The 21,259-nt window shown below is 68.4% G+C and carries 19 protein-coding genes and 1 pseudogene; 11 read left to right on the top strand and 9 right to left on the bottom strand.

All coding sequences use genetic code 11. The features are described from left to right. Positions 1-86: 86 nt before the first annotated feature. Positions 87-2,288, bottom strand: coding sequence for a copper-translocating P-type ATPase (locus tag GO591_RS11950; protein WP_157157913.1), 2,202 nt, complete (start codon positions 2,286-2,288; stop codon positions 87-89). Between the two features lie 160 nt (positions 2,289-2,448). Here GO591_RS11950 and GO591_RS11955 point away from each other — a divergent pair, with 160 nt between their 5' ends. From GO591_RS11955 to GO591_RS11965, 3 genes are read left to right on the top strand one after another with little or no spacing between them, the layout of a single operon-like run. Further along, positions 2,449-2,736 (top strand): metal-sensitive transcriptional regulator, encoded by a 288-nt coding sequence (locus GO591_RS11955; protein ID WP_157157022.1) that lies wholly within the window; start codon positions 2,449-2,451, stop codon positions 2,734-2,736. Between the two features lie 45 nt (positions 2,737-2,781). Then, positions 2,782-3,186 (top strand): heavy-metal-associated domain-containing protein, encoded by a 405-nt coding sequence (locus tag GO591_RS11960; RefSeq protein WP_157157023.1) that lies wholly within the window; start codon positions 2,782-2,784, stop codon positions 3,184-3,186. Position 3,187: 1 nt separating this feature from the next. After that, complete coding sequence (locus tag GO591_RS11965; RefSeq protein WP_157157024.1) at positions 3,188-5,428, top strand: heavy metal translocating P-type ATPase; 2,241 nt, start codon at positions 3,188-3,190, stop codon at positions 5,426-5,428. Between the two features lie 77 nt (positions 5,429-5,505). Here the strand turns inward: GO591_RS11965 and GO591_RS11970 are convergent, their stop codons facing one another. Then, positions 5,506-6,207 (bottom strand): C40 family peptidase, encoded by a 702-nt coding sequence (locus GO591_RS11970; protein ID WP_157157025.1) that lies wholly within the window; start codon positions 6,205-6,207, stop codon positions 5,506-5,508. A gap of 376 nt (positions 6,208-6,583) precedes the next feature. Further along, the gene (locus tag GO591_RS11975; protein ID WP_157157026.1) at positions 6,584-7,294 is read right to left on the bottom strand and encodes an iron-dependent transcriptional repressor DtxR; all 711 of its coding nucleotides are present in this window, start codon (positions 7,292-7,294) and stop codon (positions 6,584-6,586) included. A 107-nt stretch (positions 7,295-7,401) separates the two neighbouring features. On the opposite strand from GO591_RS11975, the gene serC reads away from it, so the two are divergent. Then, positions 7,402-8,514, top strand: coding sequence for a phosphoserine transaminase (gene serC, locus GO591_RS11980; protein ID WP_157157027.1), 1,113 nt, complete (start codon positions 7,402-7,404; stop codon positions 8,512-8,514). Here serC and GO591_RS11985 read toward each other — a convergent pair. Beyond that, positions 8,511-9,083: a DUF3027 domain-containing protein gene (locus GO591_RS11985; RefSeq protein WP_157157028.1), complete on the bottom strand. Its 573-nt coding sequence runs from the start codon at positions 9,081-9,083 to the stop codon at positions 8,511-8,513. The genes serC and GO591_RS11985 overlap by 4 nt on opposite strands. Further along, the gene (locus GO591_RS11990) at positions 9,076-9,456 is read right to left on the bottom strand and encodes a cold-shock protein (RefSeq protein ID WP_157157029.1); all 381 of its coding nucleotides are present in this window, start codon (positions 9,454-9,456) and stop codon (positions 9,076-9,078) included. Before GO591_RS11990 ends, GO591_RS11985 begins: the two co-directional genes overlap by 8 nt. Positions 9,457-9,523: 67 nt before the next feature. Between GO591_RS11990 and GO591_RS11995 the strand changes: the two genes are divergently transcribed. From GO591_RS11995 to GO591_RS12005, 3 genes are all read left to right on the top strand, one after another. Continuing rightward, positions 9,524-9,787 (top strand): multidrug ABC transporter ATPase, encoded by a 264-nt coding sequence (locus GO591_RS11995; protein ID WP_157157030.1) that lies wholly within the window; start codon positions 9,524-9,526, stop codon positions 9,785-9,787. After that, positions 9,774-11,633, top strand: coding sequence for a helicase-associated domain-containing protein (locus GO591_RS12000; protein WP_157157031.1), 1,860 nt, complete (start codon positions 9,774-9,776; stop codon positions 11,631-11,633). Before GO591_RS11995 ends, GO591_RS12000 begins: the two co-directional genes overlap by 14 nt. A 549-nt stretch (positions 11,634-12,182) precedes the next feature. Then, positions 12,183-13,829 (top strand): DNA repair helicase XPB, encoded by a 1,647-nt coding sequence (locus tag GO591_RS12005; protein WP_157157032.1) that lies wholly within the window; start codon positions 12,183-12,185, stop codon positions 13,827-13,829. A gap of 209 nt (positions 13,830-14,038) precedes the next feature. Here GO591_RS12005 and GO591_RS12010 read toward each other — a convergent pair whose 3' ends face one another. From GO591_RS12010 to folE, 4 genes and pseudogenes are all read right to left on the bottom strand, one after another. Next, positions 14,039-14,800, bottom strand: coding sequence for a pyrimidine reductase family protein (locus GO591_RS12010; protein WP_157157033.1), 762 nt, complete (start codon positions 14,798-14,800; stop codon positions 14,039-14,041). Beyond that, positions 14,793-15,690, bottom strand: a pseudogene (gene folP / locus GO591_RS12015) (dihydropteroate synthase). The gene GO591_RS12010 and the pseudogene folP overlap by 8 nt, the downstream one beginning before the upstream one ends. 83 nt (positions 15,691-15,773) lie before the next feature. Next, the gene (locus tag GO591_RS12020) at positions 15,774-17,006 is read right to left on the bottom strand and encodes an NAD(P)/FAD-dependent oxidoreductase (RefSeq protein ID WP_157157034.1); all 1,233 of its coding nucleotides are present in this window, start codon (positions 17,004-17,006) and stop codon (positions 15,774-15,776) included. Further along, a complete protein-coding gene (gene folE, locus GO591_RS12025) occupies positions 17,003-17,605 on the bottom strand; it encodes a GTP cyclohydrolase I (RefSeq protein WP_157157035.1) in 603 nt (200 codons plus the stop codon). Before folE ends, GO591_RS12020 begins: the two co-directional genes overlap by 4 nt. Before the next feature lie 90 nt (positions 17,606-17,695). Between folE and GO591_RS12030 the strand changes: the two genes are divergently transcribed. The 4 genes from GO591_RS12030 to GO591_RS12045 all read left to right on the top strand — a co-directional run bounded on the left by GO591_RS12030 (position 17,696) and on the right by GO591_RS12045 (position 21,250). Next, positions 17,696-18,355 (top strand): helix-turn-helix transcriptional regulator, encoded by a 660-nt coding sequence (locus GO591_RS12030; RefSeq protein ID WP_157157036.1) that lies wholly within the window; start codon positions 17,696-17,698, stop codon positions 18,353-18,355. A gap of 51 nt (positions 18,356-18,406) precedes the next feature. After that, the gene (locus tag GO591_RS12035; RefSeq protein ID WP_157157037.1) at positions 18,407-19,099 is read left to right on the top strand and encodes a response regulator transcription factor; all 693 of its coding nucleotides are present in this window, start codon (positions 18,407-18,409) and stop codon (positions 19,097-19,099) included. Between the two features lie 9 nt (positions 19,100-19,108). Then, entirely contained in the window at positions 19,109-20,776 is a 1,668-nt protein-coding gene (locus GO591_RS12040) for a sensor histidine kinase (protein WP_157157038.1), read from the top strand. Positions 20,777-20,962: 186 nt separating this feature from the next. Beyond that, on the top strand, positions 20,963-21,250 hold the full coding sequence (locus tag GO591_RS12045; RefSeq protein WP_157157039.1) for a WXG100 family type VII secretion target: 288 nt from the start codon (positions 20,963-20,965) through the stop codon (positions 21,248-21,250). Positions 21,251-21,259: the final 9 nt, after the last annotated feature.

The raw sequence follows: 21,259 nt of genomic DNA on the forward strand, positions 1-21,259 counted from the left end.
GTGAGGTCTCTAGGGTAAGGCAGATTTCCGGGCGTGTCGTCCACGGGCGCGCCGCGTTTACAGGACGTTCACATGTCCTTCCGCAATCAACGGGCGACGGATGCCTCCGGCTCACGCTCCCCGGACACGGTCTCCCGCGCCATCCGCTCCGGCCGCAGGTCGAGTCGGCGCAGCAACTGTGCGTTCAGCGCCACCACGATCGTCGACAGCGACATCAGCAGCGCGCCGACCGACATCGGCAGCACGAATCCGATCGGCGCGAGCACGCCGGCGGCGAGCGGAACCGAGATCAAGTTGTAACCGGCGGCCCACCACAGGTTCTGCTTCATCTTGCGGTAGCTGGCACGGGAAAGCTCGATCACCGACAGCACCGAACGCGGGTCGGAACTGGCCAGGATGACACCGGCTGAGGCGATCGCGACATCCGTGCCCGCGCCTATCGCCAGGCCCACGTCGGCCTGGGCGAGCGCCGGAGCGTCGTTCACGCCGTCGCCGACCATGGCGACCCGTCGTCCCTCGGCCTGCAACTCGGCGACCTTGGCCGACTTGTCTTCTGGACGCACCCCGGCGAACACCCGGTCGATGCCGAGTTCGGCGGCAACCGACTGGGCGACCGCTTCGGCGTCACCGGTGATCATGACCACCTGCACGCCCAGCTGATGCAGCCGGTCAACGGTGGCCCGGGACTCTGCGCGGACCTCGTCGGCGAGCTTCAACGCGCCGATAACCTCGCCGTCGGCGAGCACGTGCAGGATGATCGCGCCCTCCCGCCGCCACTCCTCGGCGATCTCGAGCTCGGCCACGCCGTGCTGCTCGAGCAGGTACGGCCCGCCCACGCCGATGCTGCGGCCGTCGACGGTCGCGGTCACGCCGACCGCGGGCGACGATGTGAAGTTGGTGGCTGGGAGCACCCTCCTTCCCTCCGCAGCGCGGACGATCGCCTTCGCCAGCGGGTGCTCACTGTCGGCTTCGGCGGCCGCGGCGAGCGCTCGCACCTCATCTTCGGTGTGACCACCGACAGCGGCGACGGCCGAGACCACCGGCTCACCGCGGGTGAGCGTTCCGGTCTTGTCGAACAGCACGGTGTCCACGGTGCGCATGCTTTCGAGGGCGAGCCGATCCTTCACCAGCACGCCGGCCTTGGCGGCGCGCTCGGTGGCGATCGACACCACCAGCGGGATGGCGAGACCGAGCGCGTGCGGGCAGGCGATTACCAGCACGGTGATCGTGCGCATCACCGCGGCATCCGGATCTCCGGCCAGTGTCCACGCCAACGCGGTGATGGCACCGGCGGCCAGCGCGAACCAGAACAGCCAGCCGGCGGCGATGTCGGCGAGGCGCTGCGCACGGGATGACGAGGCCTGCGCGTCGGCGACGAGCCGCTGGATGCCGGCGAGCGCGGTGTCCTCACCGACCGCGGTGACCCGCACCCGCACAGCCGTGTCGGTGGCGACAGTGCCGGCGACCACGCGTGCCCCGGGACCGCGGCTGACCGTGCGTGACTCGCCGGTGACCATCGACTCGTCCACCTCGGCGGTGCCCTCGGTGACCTCGCCGTCGGCGGGGATCCGGCCACCCGGGCGGACGATCACCAGGTCACCGACGCGGAGCTCGGCGGGAGCGACAACCGTGACCACGTCACCGTCGACACGCTCGGCCTGATCGGGAATGAGCGCGGCAAGCGAGTCGAGCGCCGAGGAGGTCTGCGCGAGCGAGCGCATCTCCAGCCAGTGGCCGAGCAGCATGATCACAATCAGCAGCGCGAGTTCCCACCAGAAGTCGAGGCCGTGGTCGAGCACGCCAAGGGTGGAACCCCATGAGGCGACAAACGCGACCGTGATGGCGAGCCCGATCAGCAGCATCATCCCAGGCTTGCGGGCCTTCAACTCGGCCCAGGCGCCGGTAAGGAACGGCCGGCCACCCCAGATGAAGATGACCGTGCCGAGGATCGGCGAGACCCAGGGCAGCCAGGCGATGGCGGGCAGTTCGTAGCCGATGATCTCGGCGAACATGCCCGACAGGGTCACGACCGGGACGGCGAGGATCAGCATGATCCAGAACAGACGGCGGAACTGCGCGACGTGGTCGCCGTGGCCGGCGTGGCCGGTATGGCCGGTATGGCCGGCATGGCCGGCATGGCCTTCATCCGCCGCGTGACCTCTATGCCCCGCACTGTGGTCAGTGATTGCCATCGCAGCGTGGTCGCGGGTCGCCGGCGCCGAGTGGTCCGCGTGCTCATGGGTCGCCTGTCCGGAGTGGTCCGCGTGCTCGTGCATCGAGTGATCCATGTACTCGTGCGCGCTGTGGTCGTGGTGATGCTCGTGACCGGCGTGGTCCTTCTCATCATGCATGCTTGCATCGTATACCCCTAGGGGGTATCGTCAAGCGTGGTTTTTGAGACGCGGCCGGATCAGGCGGGCGCTCCTCAACCACAGGAAAGGAGACACGATGCACACCCACGGGTACGTCGAGAACAAAGCCCAGCTCATCAAGCGGCTGCGTCGCGCCGAGGGTCAGATCCGGGGCATCCAGCGCATGGTCGAAGAGGACACCTACTGCATCGACATCCTCACCCAGGTTTCCGCCGCGACGAAGGCACTCGAGACCGTCGCCCTCGAGCTGCTCAATGACCACCTCAGCCACTGCGTCGCCGAGGCCACCCGCGAAGGCGGACCGGTCGCCGAGGAGAAGATCCGCGAGGCGTCGGCGGCGATCGCCCGCCTCGTCCGTTCCTGATCACGCACTCACTTCATCAAGCACCACCGACACTCAAGGAGAACCATGCTGAACGACCTCGGACTGACCGACAAGAACGCCACCGCCGGTTGCGCATGCGGCTGTGGTGGCCACGAGCAGAGCGCGAAGGCGAAGGAGACGGATGCCGCGGCCAGCGCCCAGCCGACCGTGGTGACCGCAACCCAGCAGGACTCCGCCCAGCAGGACGCCACCCAGCAGAACCCTGTCCAGCCGACCACGACCGAGCTCCAGATCACCGGCATGACCTGCGGGCACTGCGTCTCCAGCGTCACCGAGGAGCTCTCCGCCATCGACGGCGTCGAGTCCGTGCAGGTTCAGCTGAACGCCGGCGGCGTCTCGACGGTCACGGTGGCCAGCAACGCCTCCCTCAGCCCGGACGCGGTTCGCGCAGCGATCGACGAGGCCGGTTACTCGCTCGCGGACGCCTGAGATGGCCGGTGACCTGCTCGAACTCGAGATCGGCGGCATGACCTGCGCGGCCTGCGCCAACCGCATTGAGCGCAAGCTCAACAAGCTGCCTGGCATCGAGGCATCCGTCAACTACGCCACCGAGAAGGCGACCGTGACCGTGACCGTGACGGACGGCGCCACGCGGCCGACTGCCGACGAGCTGATCGCCGTCGTCGAGGCGACCGGGTACACCGCCGAACTGCCGGCTCCGCCGCAGACGGATGAACGGTCCGGCGCGCCGGCCGAGGCATCCGACCCGCTCACCTCGCTGCGTACCCGGCTGGTCATCTCGGCCGCGCTGACCGTGCCGGTCGTGCTGCTGTCGATGATCCCGGCGCTGCAATTCACCAACTGGCAGTGGCTCACGCTCACCCTGGCCGCGCCGGTCGCGGTGTGGGGAGCCTGGCCGTTCCACCGGGCCGCGTTGGTGAACGCCAGGCACGGTGCCGCGACCATGGACACCCTGATCAGCGTGGGCGTGCTCGCCGCGTTCGCCTGGTCGCTGTACGCACTGTTCTTCGGCGAAGCCGGCATGCCCGGCATGACCATGACCTTCAGCTTGTTCAGCGCGCCCGGCGAGGGTGCCAGCGAGCTCTACCTGGAGGTTGCGGCGGCGGTGACGGTGTTCATCCTCGGCGGCCGCTACATCGAGGCGCGCACCAAGCGGGAGTCGGGTGCAGCGCTGCGGGCACTGCTCGAACTCGGCGCCAAGGATGCCACCCTCGTCCGCGACGGCGTCGAGACCCGCGTGCCGGTGAGCACGCTCGCGGTCGGCGACCTGTTCCGGGTGCGGCCAGGCGAGAAGATCGCCACCGACGGACTGGTCACCGCGGGCAACTCCGCGGTCGACAACAGCATGCTTACCGGAGAGTCCGTGCCGGTCGAAGTCAGCGAGGGCGACCGCGTGGTCGGCGGCACCGTGAACGCCGGCGGACTGCTCACCGTGCAGGTCACCAAGGTCGGCGCCGACACCGAGCTCGCCCGGCTCGGCCGGCTGGTCGAGCAGGCGCAGTCCGGCAAGGCCGAGGTGCAGCGGCTCGCCGACCGGGTCTCGGGCATCTTCGTTCCGGTGGTGATCGGCCTGGCGCTGGCCACCCTCGCCGGTTGGCTGTTGTTCGGCGGCAGCATCGAGCAGGCCTTCACCGCCGCGGTCGCGACCCTGATCATCGCCTGCCCGTGCGCGCTCGGCCTCGCCACACCCACCGCGCTGCTGGTCGGCACCGGGCGCGGCTCGCAGCTCGGCATCATCATCCGCGGGCCGCAGGTGCTCGAGTCCACCCGGCGGGTCGACACCATCGTGCTCGACAAGACCGGGACCGTTACCAGCGGGCGGATGTCGCTGACCGACGCCATCCCCGCCGACGGCGTCGACCGGCAGCAGCTGATCGACCTGGCTGCCGCGGCCGAACACGGGTCGGAGCATCCGATCGCCCGCGCCATTGCCGCGGCCGCGAGCACAACCCTGGCGGCGACCCACTTTGCGTCGCACCAGGGGCTCGGGGTCACGGCCACGGTCGACGGGCACGCGGTCGGGGTCGGCAAGGCCGACTGGCTTCTCGAGGATTGGGCACTGCGGATGCCGCCGGCCCTCGCCGCGGCGGCTGAACGGGCCGAGGCCGACGCCGGCACGGTGGTCACGGTCGCCTGGGACGGCGAGATCCGCGGCATCCTGGTCGTCGCCGACGCGGTCAAACCGACGAGTGCCGCGGCGATTACACGCTTCCGCGCGTTGGGCCTCACGCCTGTGCTGCTCACCGGCGACAACCCGGGTGCCGCTGCGGCGATCGCGGCGCAGGTCGGCGTCGACGACGTCCGCGCCGGGGTGACTCCCGCGGGCAAACTCGAGACGATCCGGGAACTGCAGCAGCAGGGCCGGGTGGTGGCAATGGTGGGCGACGGGGTGAATGACGCGGCTGCGCTGGCGGCATCCGACCTGGGCATCGCCATGGGTGGCGGTACCGACGCGGCGATCGCGGCCAGTGACCTGACCGTGGTTTCCGGCGATCTCCTGGTCGTCGCCGATGCCATCCGGCTGTCGCGGCGCACACTCGGCACGATCAAGGGCAACCTGTTCTGGGCGTTCGCCTACAACGTGGCCGCGATCCCGGTGGCGATGCTTGGGCTGCTGAACCCGCTGCTGGCCGGCCTCGCCATGGCGCTCTCGTCGGTGTTCGTGGTGACGAACAGCCTGCGGTTGCGCGGCTTCCGCGCCGGGCAGTAACGCCCGGGCAACTCACCGCAGAAACGACGAAAGCCGGGAGCCCATATGCGGCTCCCGGCTTTCGAATCGTCTACTGGTTAGATGCCGTAGCGGACGATGTAGTACGCGTCGGTCCAGAGCGGACGGGTCTGCACAGCCTTGCCAGGACGCGGGGCGTCGAGGATGTTGCCGTTGCCCATCCAGAAGCCGTTGTGCGAGCCGTCATTAAAGATCACGACATCGCCGGGGCGGGCGTCTTCACGGGAGATGACGGTGCCGGCGGCGCCCTGTCCACGCACGCCGTGCGGCAGCGAGATGCCGAACTGGGCGTAGACGAACATGACGAAGCCGGAGCAGTCAAAGCCCGACGGGTCGGCCCCGCCGTAGCGGTACGGAACACCGATGTACTGCTGGGCGACGGCCGCGACCTGGTCGAGGCTGAAGTTCGGGTAGGCCGGGTTGGCCAGGAACTCACGCGCCGACGGCCCGGAGTAGGACGCAGTCTGCGTGCGCAGTGCGGCACGCTGCGCTGAGATCTCCTGCTGACGCTGGGCCTCCTGCGCGGCGCGCAGTTGCTCGGTCGTGGTCGCGGTCATCGCGTCGCGAGCGGCGTCCGGAGCGGCAACGGTCTCGTCGACGACGATCTGCTGCGACTGGGCGGCGTTGATCGCGCTCAGCGCCGATCCGGCTTCACCGTTTTCCGACTGGGTGTTCGACCCGGGAAGGAAGGCGTAGGCCGGCAGCGCGACGGTGGCGAACAGGCCGGGGACGACCAGGGTCATCACGGCGAGATTGACCATCGCAGGCTTCTTGCCACGGACAGGGGTACGCGAGCTCGCCTGGGCCTTGGCCGGGCGGAAGATCGCTGGCACACGAATCCCCCGCTTGGCTTCCCGCGCCTGTCGGCGGGAGCTGTGCTGCGAGGTCTCGGGTTGAGTCTTGGGCGGCGAATCCGAAGATTCGGGGTTGGTTCCTAATGTCAAGAGTGTGACCTCCTGCGCCTCGACAGCTCTAGGTCGCTGCCCCGTCCTTCTCGTATGCATATCTACGACACGAGCCAAGAGACGGGTGTACGAAACGTCTTGGATCGCGGCCCCTGACCGGCTTCACTGGCCTAGAGGACTTTGCCACTGTACGGGACGTCAGCCCTCTTGTCATCCTTATGGATGACTTTTGTCACAAATTGGCAACAATCTCGCGTTCAACGTAGATGTGCTGCGCGACCTCGACGGGCAATTCCAGCCCCTCGCCATACCCATCGACCTGCACCGCGATGTACGACCCGGCGGTGGAAATCGACGCGTTTGCGCCGGGTCGAACGCCGGCGGATGCCAGTTGCTGCAGCAGTTCCGGCTCGAACTGAACCGGCTCGGCCAGGCGGCGAATGACCGAGTTGATCGGCTCGGTCTGCCCGTTCGTGAACTTCACCAGGTTGATGACGCCGTCCATGAACCGCTCAGCCGGAGCATCCCCCAGTTCATCGAGTCCCGGAATCGGGTTTCCGTACGGCGACTCGGTCGGGTGGTCCAGCATCTCGAGCAGCCGGCGCTCCACCTGCTCGCTCATCACGTGCTCCCAGCGGCAGGCCTCGTCGTGAACGTACGCCCAGTCCAGGCCGATCACGTCGGCGAGCAGACGCTCGGCGAGCCGGTGCTTGCGGATGACGTGGGTGGCCCGGCGGCGTCCCTCGACGGTGAGCGCCAGGTGACGGTCGCCCTCGACGACCACGAGCCCATCGCGCTCCATGCGGCCGATGGTCTGCGACACGGTGGGCCCGGAATGCCCGATCCGCTCAGAAATGCGCGCGCGAAGGGGCACGATGTTCTCTTCCTCCAGGTCGAGAATCGTGCGCAGGTACATCTCTGTCGTGTCGACGAGATCGGTCATCCAAGGCCTCCCGGTGGCGTAAAAGGTCTTCATCAAGACTATCGGTCGCCGCTGAGCGGGCCGGGCGGGCGGACAGTGGGCGCGGCTGCGGGAAATAGAATCTGTCCATGTCGACTCTCGAGATCCCCGCTGACCTGCGCCCCACCGACGGACGATTCGGATGCGGACCCTCCAAGGTCCGCCCCGAGCAGGTGTCCTGGCTGGCTCAGGCCGGCGCATCCATCCTCGGCACCTCGCACCGCCAAGCACCGGTCAAGGACCTGGTCGGGCGCGTCCGGGGCGGCCTCAGCGAGCTGTTCCGGCTGCCCGACGGCTACGAGGTGATCATCGGCAACGGCGGCTCCACCGCATTCTGGGATGCCGCAGCGTTCGGCCTGATCGAGAAGCGCTCCGAGAACCTCACGTTCGGCGAGTTCGGCGCCAAGTTCGCCAAGGCCGCCGCCGCACCGTGGCTCGAGAAGCCGCACGTGCTGAACGCCGACGGCGGCTCGCGCAGCGAGGTCGAGGTGCTCGCCGGCATCGACGTCTACGCCTGGCCGCACAACGAGACCTCGACCGGCGTGATGGCCCCGATCAAGCGGGTGGACGGGGATGCCGGAGCGCTCACCGTGATCGACGCGACCAGCGCGGCCGGCGGCATCGACTTCGACGCAGCCGAGACGGACGTCTACTACTTCGCCCCGCAGAAGAACTTCGCTTCGGACGGCGGCCTCTGGTTCGCGCTGTTCTCTCCCGCCGCCCTTGAGCGCGTGGAGCGGATCGCGGCGAGCGGACGGTACATCCCCGAGTTCCTCAGCCTGCAGAACGCGGTCGACAACTCACGACTGAACCAGACGCTGAACACGCCGGCGCTGTCGACGCTGCTGCTGATGGAGAACCAGGTCGATTGGATGAACGGCAACGGTGGCCTCGCCTGGGCGAGCGCGCGCACCGCCGAGTCATCGTCGGTGCTGTACCAGTGGGCCGAGTCGGTCGACTACGCGACGCCGTTCGTGGTGAACCCGGAGCACCGCTCGCAGGTGGTCGTCACGATCGACTTCAACGATGACATCGACGCCGCCGCGATCGCGAAGACCTTGCGCGCCAACGGCATCGTCGACACCGAGCCGTACCGCAAGCTGGGACGCAACCAGCTGCGCGTCGCGACCTTCACCGCGATTGAGCCGGATGACGTGCGTCAGCTCGTCCGCTCGATCGAGTTCGTCGTAGAGAACTCTTAGCGGTTGTCGTCGGACTCGGTCGCTTCGGCGGCCGGGTCCGATTCGCTGTCCGTGTCAGCGTCCGTGTCGATCGAGTCGATGTCGACGCCGTCATACACGTCGTCGCCGAGGTCGTCGTCGTCCTCATCGTCGAAGTCGTCGTCATCGTCCTCATCGGACTCGTCGTCGTCATCGTCCGACTCATCGTCGTCTTCATCCGACTCGTCGTCCTCATCGGACTCGTCGTCGAGCGCCGCCTCGTCATCAGACGCCGCGCCAGCTTCAGTTTCGGCGGCAGCCGCCTGCGCGGCCCGCCACTCTTCCATGCGGTCAGACCAGGGCACCCAGTCCGGCGCGAGCAGGGCGCCGTCGCCGGGCACGAGCTCGGCCTCGAGCACGGTGGGCTCTTCGCCTTCAACCTCAGCGAGGCTGACGTTCCATTCCCAGCCGGGGTAGCCAGACATCCGCGCCTCGAAGCGAAGCGTGGCGACGCCGTCAGCGGTGGGCGCGTCCGAGAGCAGCGAGCCGACGGTGGCCGACGGCGTGATCTCGAGCAGGGCCCGACGGGCGATCTCGGTGCGCTCAGGCATCCAGCTCGTCCGCGACCTTGCGCAGCATGGCGGCGATCTTGCGACCGTGTTCCTTGTCGGGGTAGCGGCCGCGCTTGAGGCCGGTGCCGATGCCGTCGAGCAGCTTGACGAGGTCTTCGATGATGACCGCCATGTCGTCGGCGGGCTTGCGGTTCATCCGGGCCAGACTCGGCGGCGTTTCGAGAACCCGCACCGAAAGCGCCTGGGCACCGCGCTTGCCGTCGGCGATGCCGAACTCGAGGCGGGTGCCTGCTTTCACGCTCGTACCGGCCGGAAGCGCGGAGGCGTGCAGGAAGACTTCCTGGCCGTCATCAGTGCTGATGAAGCCGAAGCCCTTCTCCTCGTCGTAGAACTTGACCTTGCCGGTGGGCATGCGTGTACTCCTCTTGGACTGCTGCCCCCAGCCTAGCCGGTGGCGCCGTACCCGTATCCTTGACACTGTGGCAGATGATTCCGCAGTAACCGCCAATCGTATCGAACGAGTTCTGGCGTGGATGGTCGCTGCCATCGTGCTGCTTTCGCTCGCGTGCTTCGTCGCGATCATCATCGCCCAGCTCAATGGCGCAGACCTCGGCAGCGGCATCCTGGCTGTCGTGGCCATGACTCCCCTGTTCGGCCTGCCCGCCGCCTTTGTCCTCATCATCGTGATCACGATCATGAACGCGCGCCGCCGAACCCGGGCGGCGAAGGATGCCCGCCGGTAGGTCGGCGTCCCTCGCGCTCGCCGCTCGCCTGCGCGCTCTGGACGACGCCGAGCTGGAAGAGCTCATCGTCTCGCGCGATGTTCGGGAGTCCGGCATCCGCGACTTCTTCGATCTCGCCGATGCCCTGCTCGACCGAACCTCGATCCAACGGGCGCTGGCGCGCCTGGACCGGCCGACGCTCGGCGCGATCGCCATGGTCGGCACGCTCGGTGCGCCGACGCTGCCGGATGTCGCGGCCCGACTGCCGCTCGACGACCTCACCGAGCGGCTGGCCGCCGCGGTGAAGCTGCAGCTGCTCGATGAAGACGCCGGCCGCTACCTCGTCTGGGAGCCGGTCACCGAACAGTTGCACGGCTGGCCCGAGGATGGGCTGCCCTCCACCGACGACCTGATCAAGGTGACCCCACCGGCTGCGCTCGATGCCGTCGCCGACGTCGATCGCGACGCCACTGACCGGGCCGCCGCCGACCGCGCGTTCGCGACGATCACCCAGATCGCTGAACTGCTCGCCGAGCTGGAGCGGCTGCCTGCCCGTCCGCTCGCCCGCGGCGGGCTCGGCCTGCCCGAGATGAAGCGGCTCGCCGAGGCGACCCAGGTGACGGTCGACGACGTGATGGCCCTGCACGACGTGGCCGAGCGCGCCGCACTGGTCGGACTGGACCGGCCGGGCTGGCTGCCCACCGAGGCGGCGCAGCGCTGGTTGCTCGCCCCCGCCAAGGAGCGTTGGGCTCTGCTTGCTCAGGCCTGGCTGTCGAACCTCGGCCCGGACGTGCGGCGCCTGCTCGCCGACCGTCCCCGGTCACGCTGGGGCGCCAGCCTCGGGGAGTACGTGAGCTGGCTGTATCCGGCCGGCAGCGACTGGATGCAGGAACGCTCCCGCATCACGCGCCGCGACGCGGAACTGCTCGGCGTGGTCGCCGGCGAGGCCCCTAGCTCGGCAGGCACGCTGCTGATCACCGATGGGGCGGATGCCGCGTCCCGCGTCATGGGACCGTTGTTCCCCTCCGAGGTGGAGCGCGTCTACGTGCAACACGACCTCAGTGTCGTCTCGCCGGGGCCGCTCGCCCCGCACCTCGACGCCCGGCTGCGTGGCATTGCGGATGTTGAGCAGCGCGGCATCGCGGCGACCTACCGGATCAGTGGCTCGAGTCTCAGCCGCGGACTTGCCGCCGGTGAGTCGGCGGAGTCGATCCACGCAATGCTCGAGCAGCTGTCGCTGACCGGCATCCCGCAGCCCCTCGACTACCTGATCAAAGACACCGCCGCCAGGTTCGGCAGCCTGCGGGTCGCGCCGCTCGACGGCAGCGGCGAGCCCGGCTGGCCGGAGTATGGCCGGTTGAGCGCGGTGCGCTCGGATGACGAGCACCTGCTCGGACTGGTCGCGGTGGACGTGTCGCTCGCCTCACTTGGCCTGGTGCGCGGCGGACCGAATCGGCTGCTCAGCCGGTTCGACCAGGGTGTCGTCTACTGGGCGATGCGTGAGGCGCACTACCCGGTGGTCGCCGAGGATGCGCACGGCACGCCGATCATCCTGCGACCGCGGCGGGCGACGCCTGCCGCGACCACGCCTCCGCGAGGGGCGGCAGATCTGGTGGCGGCGTTGCGCGCGTCGACCCTGGGAGAACCGACCGAGACCGGGAAGGCCTGGCTGGCACGACAGCTGGATGTGGCAATCAAGGGCCGGCTGACCGTAACCGTGAGCGTGCGCATGCCCGACGGACGCGACGTGGACTACCTGCTGGAACCGACCGGCCTGGCCGGCGGACGCCTGCGTGGCCGAGACCGCCTCGCCGACCTGGAGCGCACCCTCCCGCTGTCCCACATCACCGCCGTCTCCCCCTCGTAGCGCTCCTTCGCCTTACCCGCTGATTGAGGAGCGCGCGACGAAGTCGCCCGCGTCTCGAAACCACCCGACGCCGGCGTCCCGCCTCCGCTCGGGCGGACTTCGGTGCCTCGGGAGGTGAATTCCGGCAAAATCGTCCTCCCGAGCCGCTGAACTCCGCCCGACATGCGGGTAACCGGTGTCGCGGGGATGCGACATCTGCCCAAACAGGTCCTGCGGATCCGACTCGCCAGAAAAGGCCCATCATTCACAGAACCATGGGCGGAATTTGGCGAGTCGATTCGTCCGCGCCGCCTTTGCTCGACACCCGCCGGCGGCTCCCACTTTTCGGCAACTGCTTGGGCGGACTTCGGTGCCTCAGAAGGTGAATTCGGGCGAAATCGTCCTCCCGAGCCGCTGAACTCCGCCCGACATGCGGATCCCGGTTGTCGTGGGCGTGACATCCGCGCTTCACCACCTCCACACGGTTTCGAGACCCGTCTCTCGCTGCGCGCGCTGCGCTCCGGGGCCGCCGAGGAGCACCCAAAACGGGCCGCGCTAGACTGGCCTGTTATGACTGACGGCCCCCTGATTGTGCAGAGCGACCGTACTGTGCTGCTTGAGGTGGCGCATCCGCTGGCCGACGACGCCCGCCACGACCTCGCGATCTTCGCCGAACTCGAGCGCGCGCCGGAGCACATCCACACCTACCGGATCACCCGACTCGGCCTCTGGAATGCCCGCGCCGCCGGCCACGAAGCCGCGGACATGCTCGGGACCCTCGAGAAGTACAGCAAGTTCCCGATTCCGCAGAGCGTCTCGGTCGACATCACCGAGACCGTCGGACGCTACGGCCGGCTCGTCATCGAACGTGACGGTGACGGCGTGCTCACGCTGACGGCGACGGATGCCGCGGTCCTCAGTGAGATCACCCGGGCGAAGAAGGTCGCGGAGCTGTTGTTCGAGAAGCGCGGCCCGAACACCTACGTCATCCAGCCCTGGGCACGCGGCGAGATCAAGCAGCAACTGCTGAAACTCGGCTGGCCGGCCGAGGACCTCGCCGGCTACACCCCTGGCACGCCGCACGAGATCGCACTGGACGAGTCCGGTTGGCAGCTGCGCCCGTACCAGGAGAAGGCTGTGACCAACTTCTTCGAGCACGGCTCGGGCGTGGTGGTGCTGCCCTGTGGCGCGGGGAAGACCCTGGTCGGTGCCGGCGCGATGGCGACCGCCAAGACCACGACGCTGATCCTGGTCACCAACACGGTGTCCGCGCGGCAGTGGCGCTCCGAACTGCTCAAGCGCACGAGCCTCACCGAGGACGAGATCGGCGAGTACTCGGGTCAGGCCAAGGAGATCAAGCCGGTCACGATCGCGACCTACCAGATCCTCACCGCCCGCCGGAAGGGTCACTACGCCCACCTCGCCCTGCTTGACGCGCTGGACTGGGGACTCATCGTCTACGACGAGGTGCACCTGCTGCCCGCGCCGGTGTTCAAGCTCACCGCCGACCTCCAGGCCCGCCGGCGGCTCGGGCTCACCGCGACGCTCGTCCGCGAGGACGGCCGTGAGGGCGACGTGTTCAGCCTGATCGGTCCCAAGCGGTTCGACGCCCCTTGGAAGCAGATCGAGGCGCAGGGCTTCATCTCCCCGGCATCCTGCTACGAAGTGCGCATCGACCTGCCGCAGCAGGAACGACTCGAGTACGCGGCATCCGCCGACGACGCCCGCTACCGGCTGGCCGCGACCGCGCCGGCGAAGCTGGAGGTCGTCAAGCAACTGGTCGCCAAGCACGACGGCGAACGGATCCTGGTGATCGGCCAGTACCTCGACCAGATCGATGAACTCGCCGAGGCGCTGGATGCCCCGCAGCTGACCGGCAGCACGCCGATCACCGAGCGGGAAGAGCTGTACCAACAGTTCCGCGACGGCGAGATCACCGTGCTGGTGGTATCGAAGGTGGCGAACTTCTCGGTCGACCTGCCCGAGGCGACGGTCGCGATTCAGGTGTCCGGCTCGTTCGGTTCACGCCAGGAAGAGGCGCAGCGTCTTGGTCGGCTGTTGCGTCCGAAGGAGAGCGGACTGCCCGCCCACTTCTACACGCTGGTCGCCCGGGACACCGTCGACCAGGAGTTCGCGCAGAACCGGCAGCGCTTCCTCGCCGAGCAGGGCTACTCGTATGAGATCCTCGACGCGCACGCCCTCGCAACCGTCGCTTGACCCAGTTTGGGTGGGAGCGGGTGATGCACGGCGTCGACCCCTCCGTTTTTGCAATGTCACTCTGAAGTGACACAGCAAAAAAGCACTACCGCCCTCCGAAATTCCGGGGGGGGCCAGGGTTCGTTTCTCAACAGTCGCGTCACTCGCTCGCGGCTCCCTTCAACCAGGGGATTTTCGAGACGCGTCACTCGCTGCGCTCGCGGCGCTCCTCAATCGGCGGAGCGATCCCGCAGGTAGCGCAGCAGCAGGGTGCCGTCGTCGGCGGCGAGCGCGTGGGCCAGCGACATCCGCGTTGGCACGACCGCTCCCCCGTCGACGATCCGGCGCACCGTGCCACCCTCCAGCCGCGGACTCAGCGTCAGGCACAGCTCGTCGAGCACGCCGGCCTCGATCAGCGAGCCGAGCAGGTGCGGGCCTCCCTCGGAGTGCACCTGCGGCAGTCCCCGGGCGACCAGTTCCGCGCGCATCAGTCGAGGATCGACCGCGGATGCCCCGGCATCGAGCACCTCGGCCACCGAGGCGAGCTCGGCCCGATGCTCTAACGGCGCCGACTCCGCCGTGAACACCAGAGGCCGCACCGGAGCATCCGTGAACACTCCGAGCCCAGGGTCGAGATCCAGCTTTGCCGAGACGATCGCCACCACCGGGTGCGGGCTCAGCCCCTGCGACACCCGCCAGTCACGCCCCCGCGAGCGCAGCAGTGACCCCGCGTATCCCTCGGCGCGCACCGTGCCGGCGCCGACCACGATCACATCCGCCAGCCACCGCAGCAGCTGGAACACGCGCTTGTCGGCGGGGGTTCCGAGCCCCTCTGAGTGCCCATCGTGGGTCGCCGCGCCGTCCGCACTGGAGACGAAGTTCGCGCGCACCCACGGCGTCGCCCGATCCGCAACCGCAACCGCATACCAGCCGAGCACGTCGTCATCGCTGGCGACATCCGCCGCCCCTTGCAGCCTGCGGATCTCACTCATTGCCGTCCCCCATGTTGTGCCGCAGCAGGGCAGGTTCGCGCCAGCCGAGGATGCCCTCCACCATACGCATCGCGTCTACGGTCGGTGCGACCTCATGCACACGCACGATCCGCGCGCCCTGCAGCACGCAGGCGACGGCCGCGGCGAGCGACCCGGCCAGCCGCTCCCCGATCGGTCGGCCGAGGGTCTCGCCAATGAAGTCCTTGTTCGAGAGCGCGACCAGGGTCGGCAACCCGAGCGCACAGATCTCGCCGAGCCGCCGGCTCAGCTCGAGCGAGTGCCGGGTGGTTCTTGTTCAGGTCGTGACCGGGATCCACCACGATCCGCTCCTCGGGCACCCCGAGCGCCACCGCGAGTTCCACTCGGGAGCGCAGGAAGCCCGACACTTCGGCGGCGACATCCGCGTACTCCGGCCGCGGATAGGCCGTCCTCGGCCGGGCGAGCGAGTGCGCGATCACGAGTGTCGCGTCGCTGTCGGCGACCACGTGGGCCAGCTCGGGATCGCTCAGCCCGGTGGTGTCGTTGATCACCGAGGCTCCGGCCACGATCGCCTGCCGCGCGACCGCGGTATGGAAGGTATCGACCGAGATGACGACATCGGATGCCTCGTGCACCGCCCGCACCAGCGGGAGCACCCGCTCGGCCTCGACTTCGACGGGCACCGGCGCCCCGGGAGCGAACTTCACCCCGCCGATGTCCACCCAGTCGGCTCCGTCACCGACCGCGGCCAACGCCGCCTCGACCGCCCGGTCAAGAGCGAACGTGCGGCCGCGGTCGTAAAAGGAGTCCGGCGTGCGGTTCACGATCGCCATCACAGCGATCTGCCGGTCGAAGTCGAACTCACGCGCGCCGATCGTCCGAACCGGCGAGCGCAGCACCGGTGACCGCAGCACGGGCGAGCCCGGCACCGGCGAGAGCAGCGCGGAACCCTGCAGCCCGACCGGCCCCGCTGCCTCTCCCACCGCCGGCAGGGTCACGCCGCCAACACTTCTTCAAGCGGCACCGCCGGATCGCTCAGGCGCGCGGCATCCACCTGCCGACCCGAGCGAATCAGGTTCTGCACCTGCTCGTTCACATCCCAGACATTGACGTTCATGCCCGCGACGACGCGATCGCCAGCGAGCCAGAAGGCGATGAACTCGCGAGCGTCGACGTCGCCGCGGTACACGAGGCGGGCGTCGCCGGTGAGCGGCGGGTAGCCCGAGTACTCCATGCCGAGGTCGTACTGGTCGGTGTAGAAGTACGGGATGTCATCGAACACCACGCGCTGGCCGAGCATCGACCGGGCGGCCACCCGGCCGCTGGCGCGCGCATTGGCCCAGTGTTCGTTGCGCATCCGCTGCCCGATTACCGGGTGATAGGCGTTCGCCACGTCGCCGGCGGCGAAAATGTCCGGGTCGCTGCTGGCCAATGTCTCGTCGACGAGCACGCCATTGGACACCGCGAGCCCGCCTGCTTCGGCGAGCGCCGTGTTCGGAATCGCACCCACGCCGACGACAACGAGATCGGCGGGCAGCGTGCCGGCATCCGTGAGCACGCTGCTCACGCGCCCATCCTGTGAACTGAACTCGACGAGGTCGGCGGGCAGCCGGAATTCCACGCCGTTCTGCTCATGCAGCCGCTGGAACATGCCGCCGAGCTCGTCGCCGAGCGGCCCTTGCAACGGCACCGTCTCCCGGCCAATGGCGGTGACGTGGTTACCGTAGCCGCGCGCTGCGGCGGCGACCTCGAGCCCGATCCAGCCGGCGCCGACCAGCACCACCTCGCGTCCGCCAACCTCAAGTTCCGAGCGCAGCCGTTCGCTGTCCTCGATCGTGCGCAGGTAGTGGATGCCGACGGCCCCAGATCCCGGCACCTCGACCCGGCGCGGGGAGGCTCCGGTGGCGAGCAGCAGCCGGTCGTAGCGCACGCTGCTCCCGTCATCGAGCGAGACCCGATGCGCGGGCGGATCGATCGCGGTGACCTTGGTCGCGGCATCCACGTCGATGTCGTGCTCGGCATACCAGGCGGCGGGATGCACGAACACGCTGTCGCGCTCGGCCTTGCCGAGGAAGTACTCCTTCGACAGCGGTGGCCGAATGTAGGGCAGGTGCGGTTCCGCGGCGAGCAGGCGGATGTCTCCGTCGAAGCCCTCCTTGCGCAGGGTGCCGGCGGCGCTCGCCCCGGCAAGTCCCCCGCCGATGATCACAAAGCTGGCGACGCTCATGGCGCGACCTCCAATCCGAACTGGCGCCGGTGTGCTCCCGGCTGAGCAAGCGTTCCGAAAAAGGCGGACGTGACCGTGCTGGTGCCGGCCGCATGCACGCCACGCAGGGTCATGCACAGATGTTCGGCCTCGAGCACGACGCCCACGCCGCGCGGCTGCACCTCGCGCTCGAACCACTCCGCGACCTGCCGGGTGAGCCGCTCCTGCACCTGCAGGTCGCGGCTGAAGTACTCCAGCACGCGCGCGACCTTCGACAACCCGAGCAACCGATCACCGGGCAGATAGCCGATGGTGGCGGTTCCACGGAACGGCAGCAGGTGATGCTCGCACAGGGACTGGAACGGGATGTCTCGAACCAGCACCAACTCGTCGTAACCGTCGCTGTTCGGGAAAGTCGTCGCCGAGAACTCGACCGGCGAGGTCAGCTCGAGCAGGGCATCGACCAACCGCCGCGGCGTCTCACGCAGGTTCTCGGTGTCCAGGTCGCGACCGAGCGCGGTGATCAAGTCGGCCGCGGCTGCAATCGCCCGATCGCGATCAACATCGGGCAGGGCCGGTTCGACCGCACGAAGCGCGGTGGTGGAACTGGTGATGGTCATCGCCGGACCTCTCTGTCGCGGATGAGGCCGACTCTACGACTGCCCTCTACTTAAGTCAACCAATCTTGTTTTTAGGCGTAGACTTGTCGCATGGACCCCCGCACCCTGAGTCAGCGGATCACCGCCGTCGCGGCGCTCGACGACCCGGTGCGCCGCGCGGTGTTCGACCTCGTCGCCGCCACTGGGCATCCGATCCCGCGCGAAGAAGTGGCCACCGCCCTGGGCGTGCCTCGAAGCACGGCCGCGTTCCATTTGGAGCGACTCGTCACGGTAGGCCTGCTCGAGGTCGAGTTCCGCAGGCTCGGCTCATCGGGGCGACCATCAAAGCTCTACCGCCGCGCGAGCACGGAACTCGCAGTGTCGGTGCCCAGTTCGTCCTACGGCTTGGCCGGCACCATCATGGCCGCGGCCATCGACGAGGCGCGCGACAGCGGCCAGCCCATCGACGATGCACTGCACCGTGCGGCAACGCGGCTCGGAGAAACCCTGGGCCGCGAGTCGGGCGCCATCGAACCGGTACTCGAAAACACCGGATACGAGCCGATCCCCGACGACGAAGGCGGCTGGGACTTCGGTAATTGCCCGTTCCACCGGCTCGCCCGCGACCACACCGCGACGGTCTGCGGGATCAATGGCGCGTTCCTCGCCGGCGCGCTGGATGGCGCCTCGGATGACGAGCACACCGTCGACCCTCCCCGCCCGGAAGCGCGCTGTTGCGCCAGAGTCAGCGCCCAGCAGACGCGGAAGTAACACCCCAAGCGCACTCAGGAAAGATTCAGTCAACTCGCAGATACTGACTCGATGAGCGATGGACCCAAGATTCTGATCGTCGATGACGAACCGAACATCCGCGACCTGCTGACCACGAGCCTCCGCTTCGCCGGCTTCGCCGTGCGCGCGGTGGGCAACGGCGCTCAGGCCATCTCCGCAGTCCTGGAAGAAGAACCCGACCTCATCATCCTCGACGTGATGCTGCCCGACATCAACGGCTTCGGCGTGACCAAACGGCTGCGTGCCTCCGGGTACACCGCGCCGATCCTGTTCCTCACCGCGAAGGATGACACCGAAGACAAGATCACCGGCCTGACCGTGGGCGGTGACGACTACGTCACGAAGCCGTTCAGCCTCGACGAGATCGTCGCCCGGATCAAGGCCATCCTGCGCCGCACCATGCAGGAAGACGAGGACGCCATCATCCGCGCCGGCGAACTCACCATGGATCAGGACACCCACGAGGTCAGTGTCGGCGACACCCCGATCGAGCTCAGCCCCACCGAGTTCAAGCTGCTGCGCTACCTGATGCTGAACCCGAACCGGGTGCTGTCCAAGGCGCAGATCCTCGACCACGTCTGGGAGTACGACTTCAACGGCGACGCCGGCATCGTCGAGAGCTACATCTCCTACCTGCGTCGCAAGCTGGACCAGCACTCGAGCGAGCCGATCATCCAAACCAAGCGCGGATTCGGTTACATGCTCAAGGCCGGCAAGGCCTAACCTGTCCTGATGCACGAGCGTCTCTCCCGGTGGTGGAGCTCGATCTCCTTACGCACCAAAGTCACCGGGGTGACGGTCCTCCTCGTCACCTTCGGGCTCCTTGTGGTGGGCACCGGCACGATCAGCGTGCTCCGTGCCTACCTGGTCGACGAGGTCGACAAGAAGCTCAGTGCATCCCTCGAACAGTTCCAGCCCATCTTCACCGTCACCGACAGCGGCTTGGAGTGCTCCACCACTGCGGGGCTGCGCGAGGAGTACTACACCGCCATCGTCACCCCCGACGGCAACATGCTCTGCGATAACCGCGCCGACGACGCGACGGTTCCGGATGTCTCCCCCGTCGATCTCGGACTGGCCAACGCGCAGGCGGGCCGCGCCTTCACCCTGAGCGATGAGGACCGTACCGGGCAGTGGCGCGCGGTGGCCCTGGTGCTCTCCCCGGACGACAGCCCGGATTACTACACCTTCGTGGTCGGCATGAACCTGGCCGAGACCAACCGCATCATCGCCCAGTTCACCGCGATCTTCTTCTTCTTCGGCGTCAACGTGGTGATCCTCGGCGCCGCGATCACCCGGCTGCTGGTCACCAGCACCTTCGCGCCGCTGCGTGAGGTGGAGGCCACCGCAGCCCAGTTCGCCGACGGCGACTTCACCCAGCGCCTGACCGGAGCCACCACCCCGAACACCGAGGTCGGCCGGCTGAACCGATCGCTGAACACGATGCTCGCGAGGATCGACAACGCCTTCAAGGACCGCGCCCGCACGATCGACCAGATGCGCCGATTCGTCGGCGACGCCAGCCACGAACTGCGCACGCCGCTGGTCTCGGTGCGCGGCTACGCCGAGCTGTACCGGATGGGCGCGCTGCAGAAGCCCGAGGACGTCGCCCAGGCCATGGGACGCATCGAGAAGGAAGCCTTGCGCATGGGCGAACTGGTCGAGGACCTGCTCGCGCTCGCCCGGCTCGACGAGGCGAAACCGTTGCAACTGGCCCCGATCGACCTGATGCCGATCGCCCATGACGCCGCCCTCGACGCGATGGCCTCGTCACCGCAGCGCACCGTGTCGGTCGTCGTGGCAGATCCGATACCGGCGCGGCCGGACGAGGTCAGCGACGAGCAGGCGGATGTCGCGGCATCCGCCCAGACTGCGCCGCCGACCGCGCGCCGCCTGGCCCGCGCCGAGGCGACTTGGGCGCGGCTGCGCAACCGTGCTGGCAAGCCGGCGAAGACCCCGGTCATCACCGAGGCGGAACAGCCGATTGAGGTGCAGACGCCGGCGGTCGTGCTGGGTGAGGAGAACAAGATCCGCCAGGTCATCACCAACTTGATGGGCAACGCGATGCGGTTCACCGCGCCTGACAGCCCGATTGAGATCGGCGTGCAGGTCGACCGGCGCAACGGCGTGGGCATCATCTCGGTGATCGACCACGGTGAGGGCATCCCGCCGCAGATTCGGGAGAAGATCTTCCAGCGGTTCTGGCGGGCGGACAGTTCGCGTGCCCGCGACACGGGCGGCAGCGGACTGGGACTGGCGATCGTCTCGGCGATCGTCGCCAACCATCACGGCAGCGTCGACGTCGTCGAAACCCCGGGCGGCGGAGCCACCTTCCGTGTCAGCCTTCCGCTGGCGCCCGTTCCAGTTCCCGCCGCTGCTCCGGCTCCGGCCGCCGAGTAGCGCTACTCCCACCCCGGTGGTCCCGGAGCGCCGCGAGCGCAGCGAGTGACGCGTCTCGAAACCCCGCACGGCGGAAAGGTCTCAGCAAGCTCGACCAGCGGGACGGCTTCTCCGCACGGGACTGCCACCGCCCACAACTGAGCCCCGCGGCATCCGCCCGGCCCCACCGCCGCCTACCGTGACCGCATGAGATATCAGGTAGACAGTGAGGCCGTGCTCGCCACATCAAGCGCGGCCAGGGCCTCGATCGCGCGGCTGGAGGCGGATGTCGCGGCACTGCACGGCCAGCTCGGCGCGGTCCAGGGCTCCTGGACCGGGGCTGCGGCGACCGCGTTCCAGTCGGCGGCCACCGAGTGGTACGGCACCGAGCAGCGCGTGGTCGAGAACCTCAGCGCGCTGACCAGGGCGCTGGCGCACGCCGCGCAGACGTACTCCGACATCGAGCACCAGAATGCGCAGATGTTCCTGCATTAACGACGAAGG

Origin of the sequence: Diaminobutyricimonas sp. LJ205 (assembly GCF_009755725.1) — a bacterium.
Taxonomy (GTDB): domain Bacteria; phylum Actinomycetota; class Actinomycetes; order Actinomycetales; family Microbacteriaceae; genus Ruicaihuangia.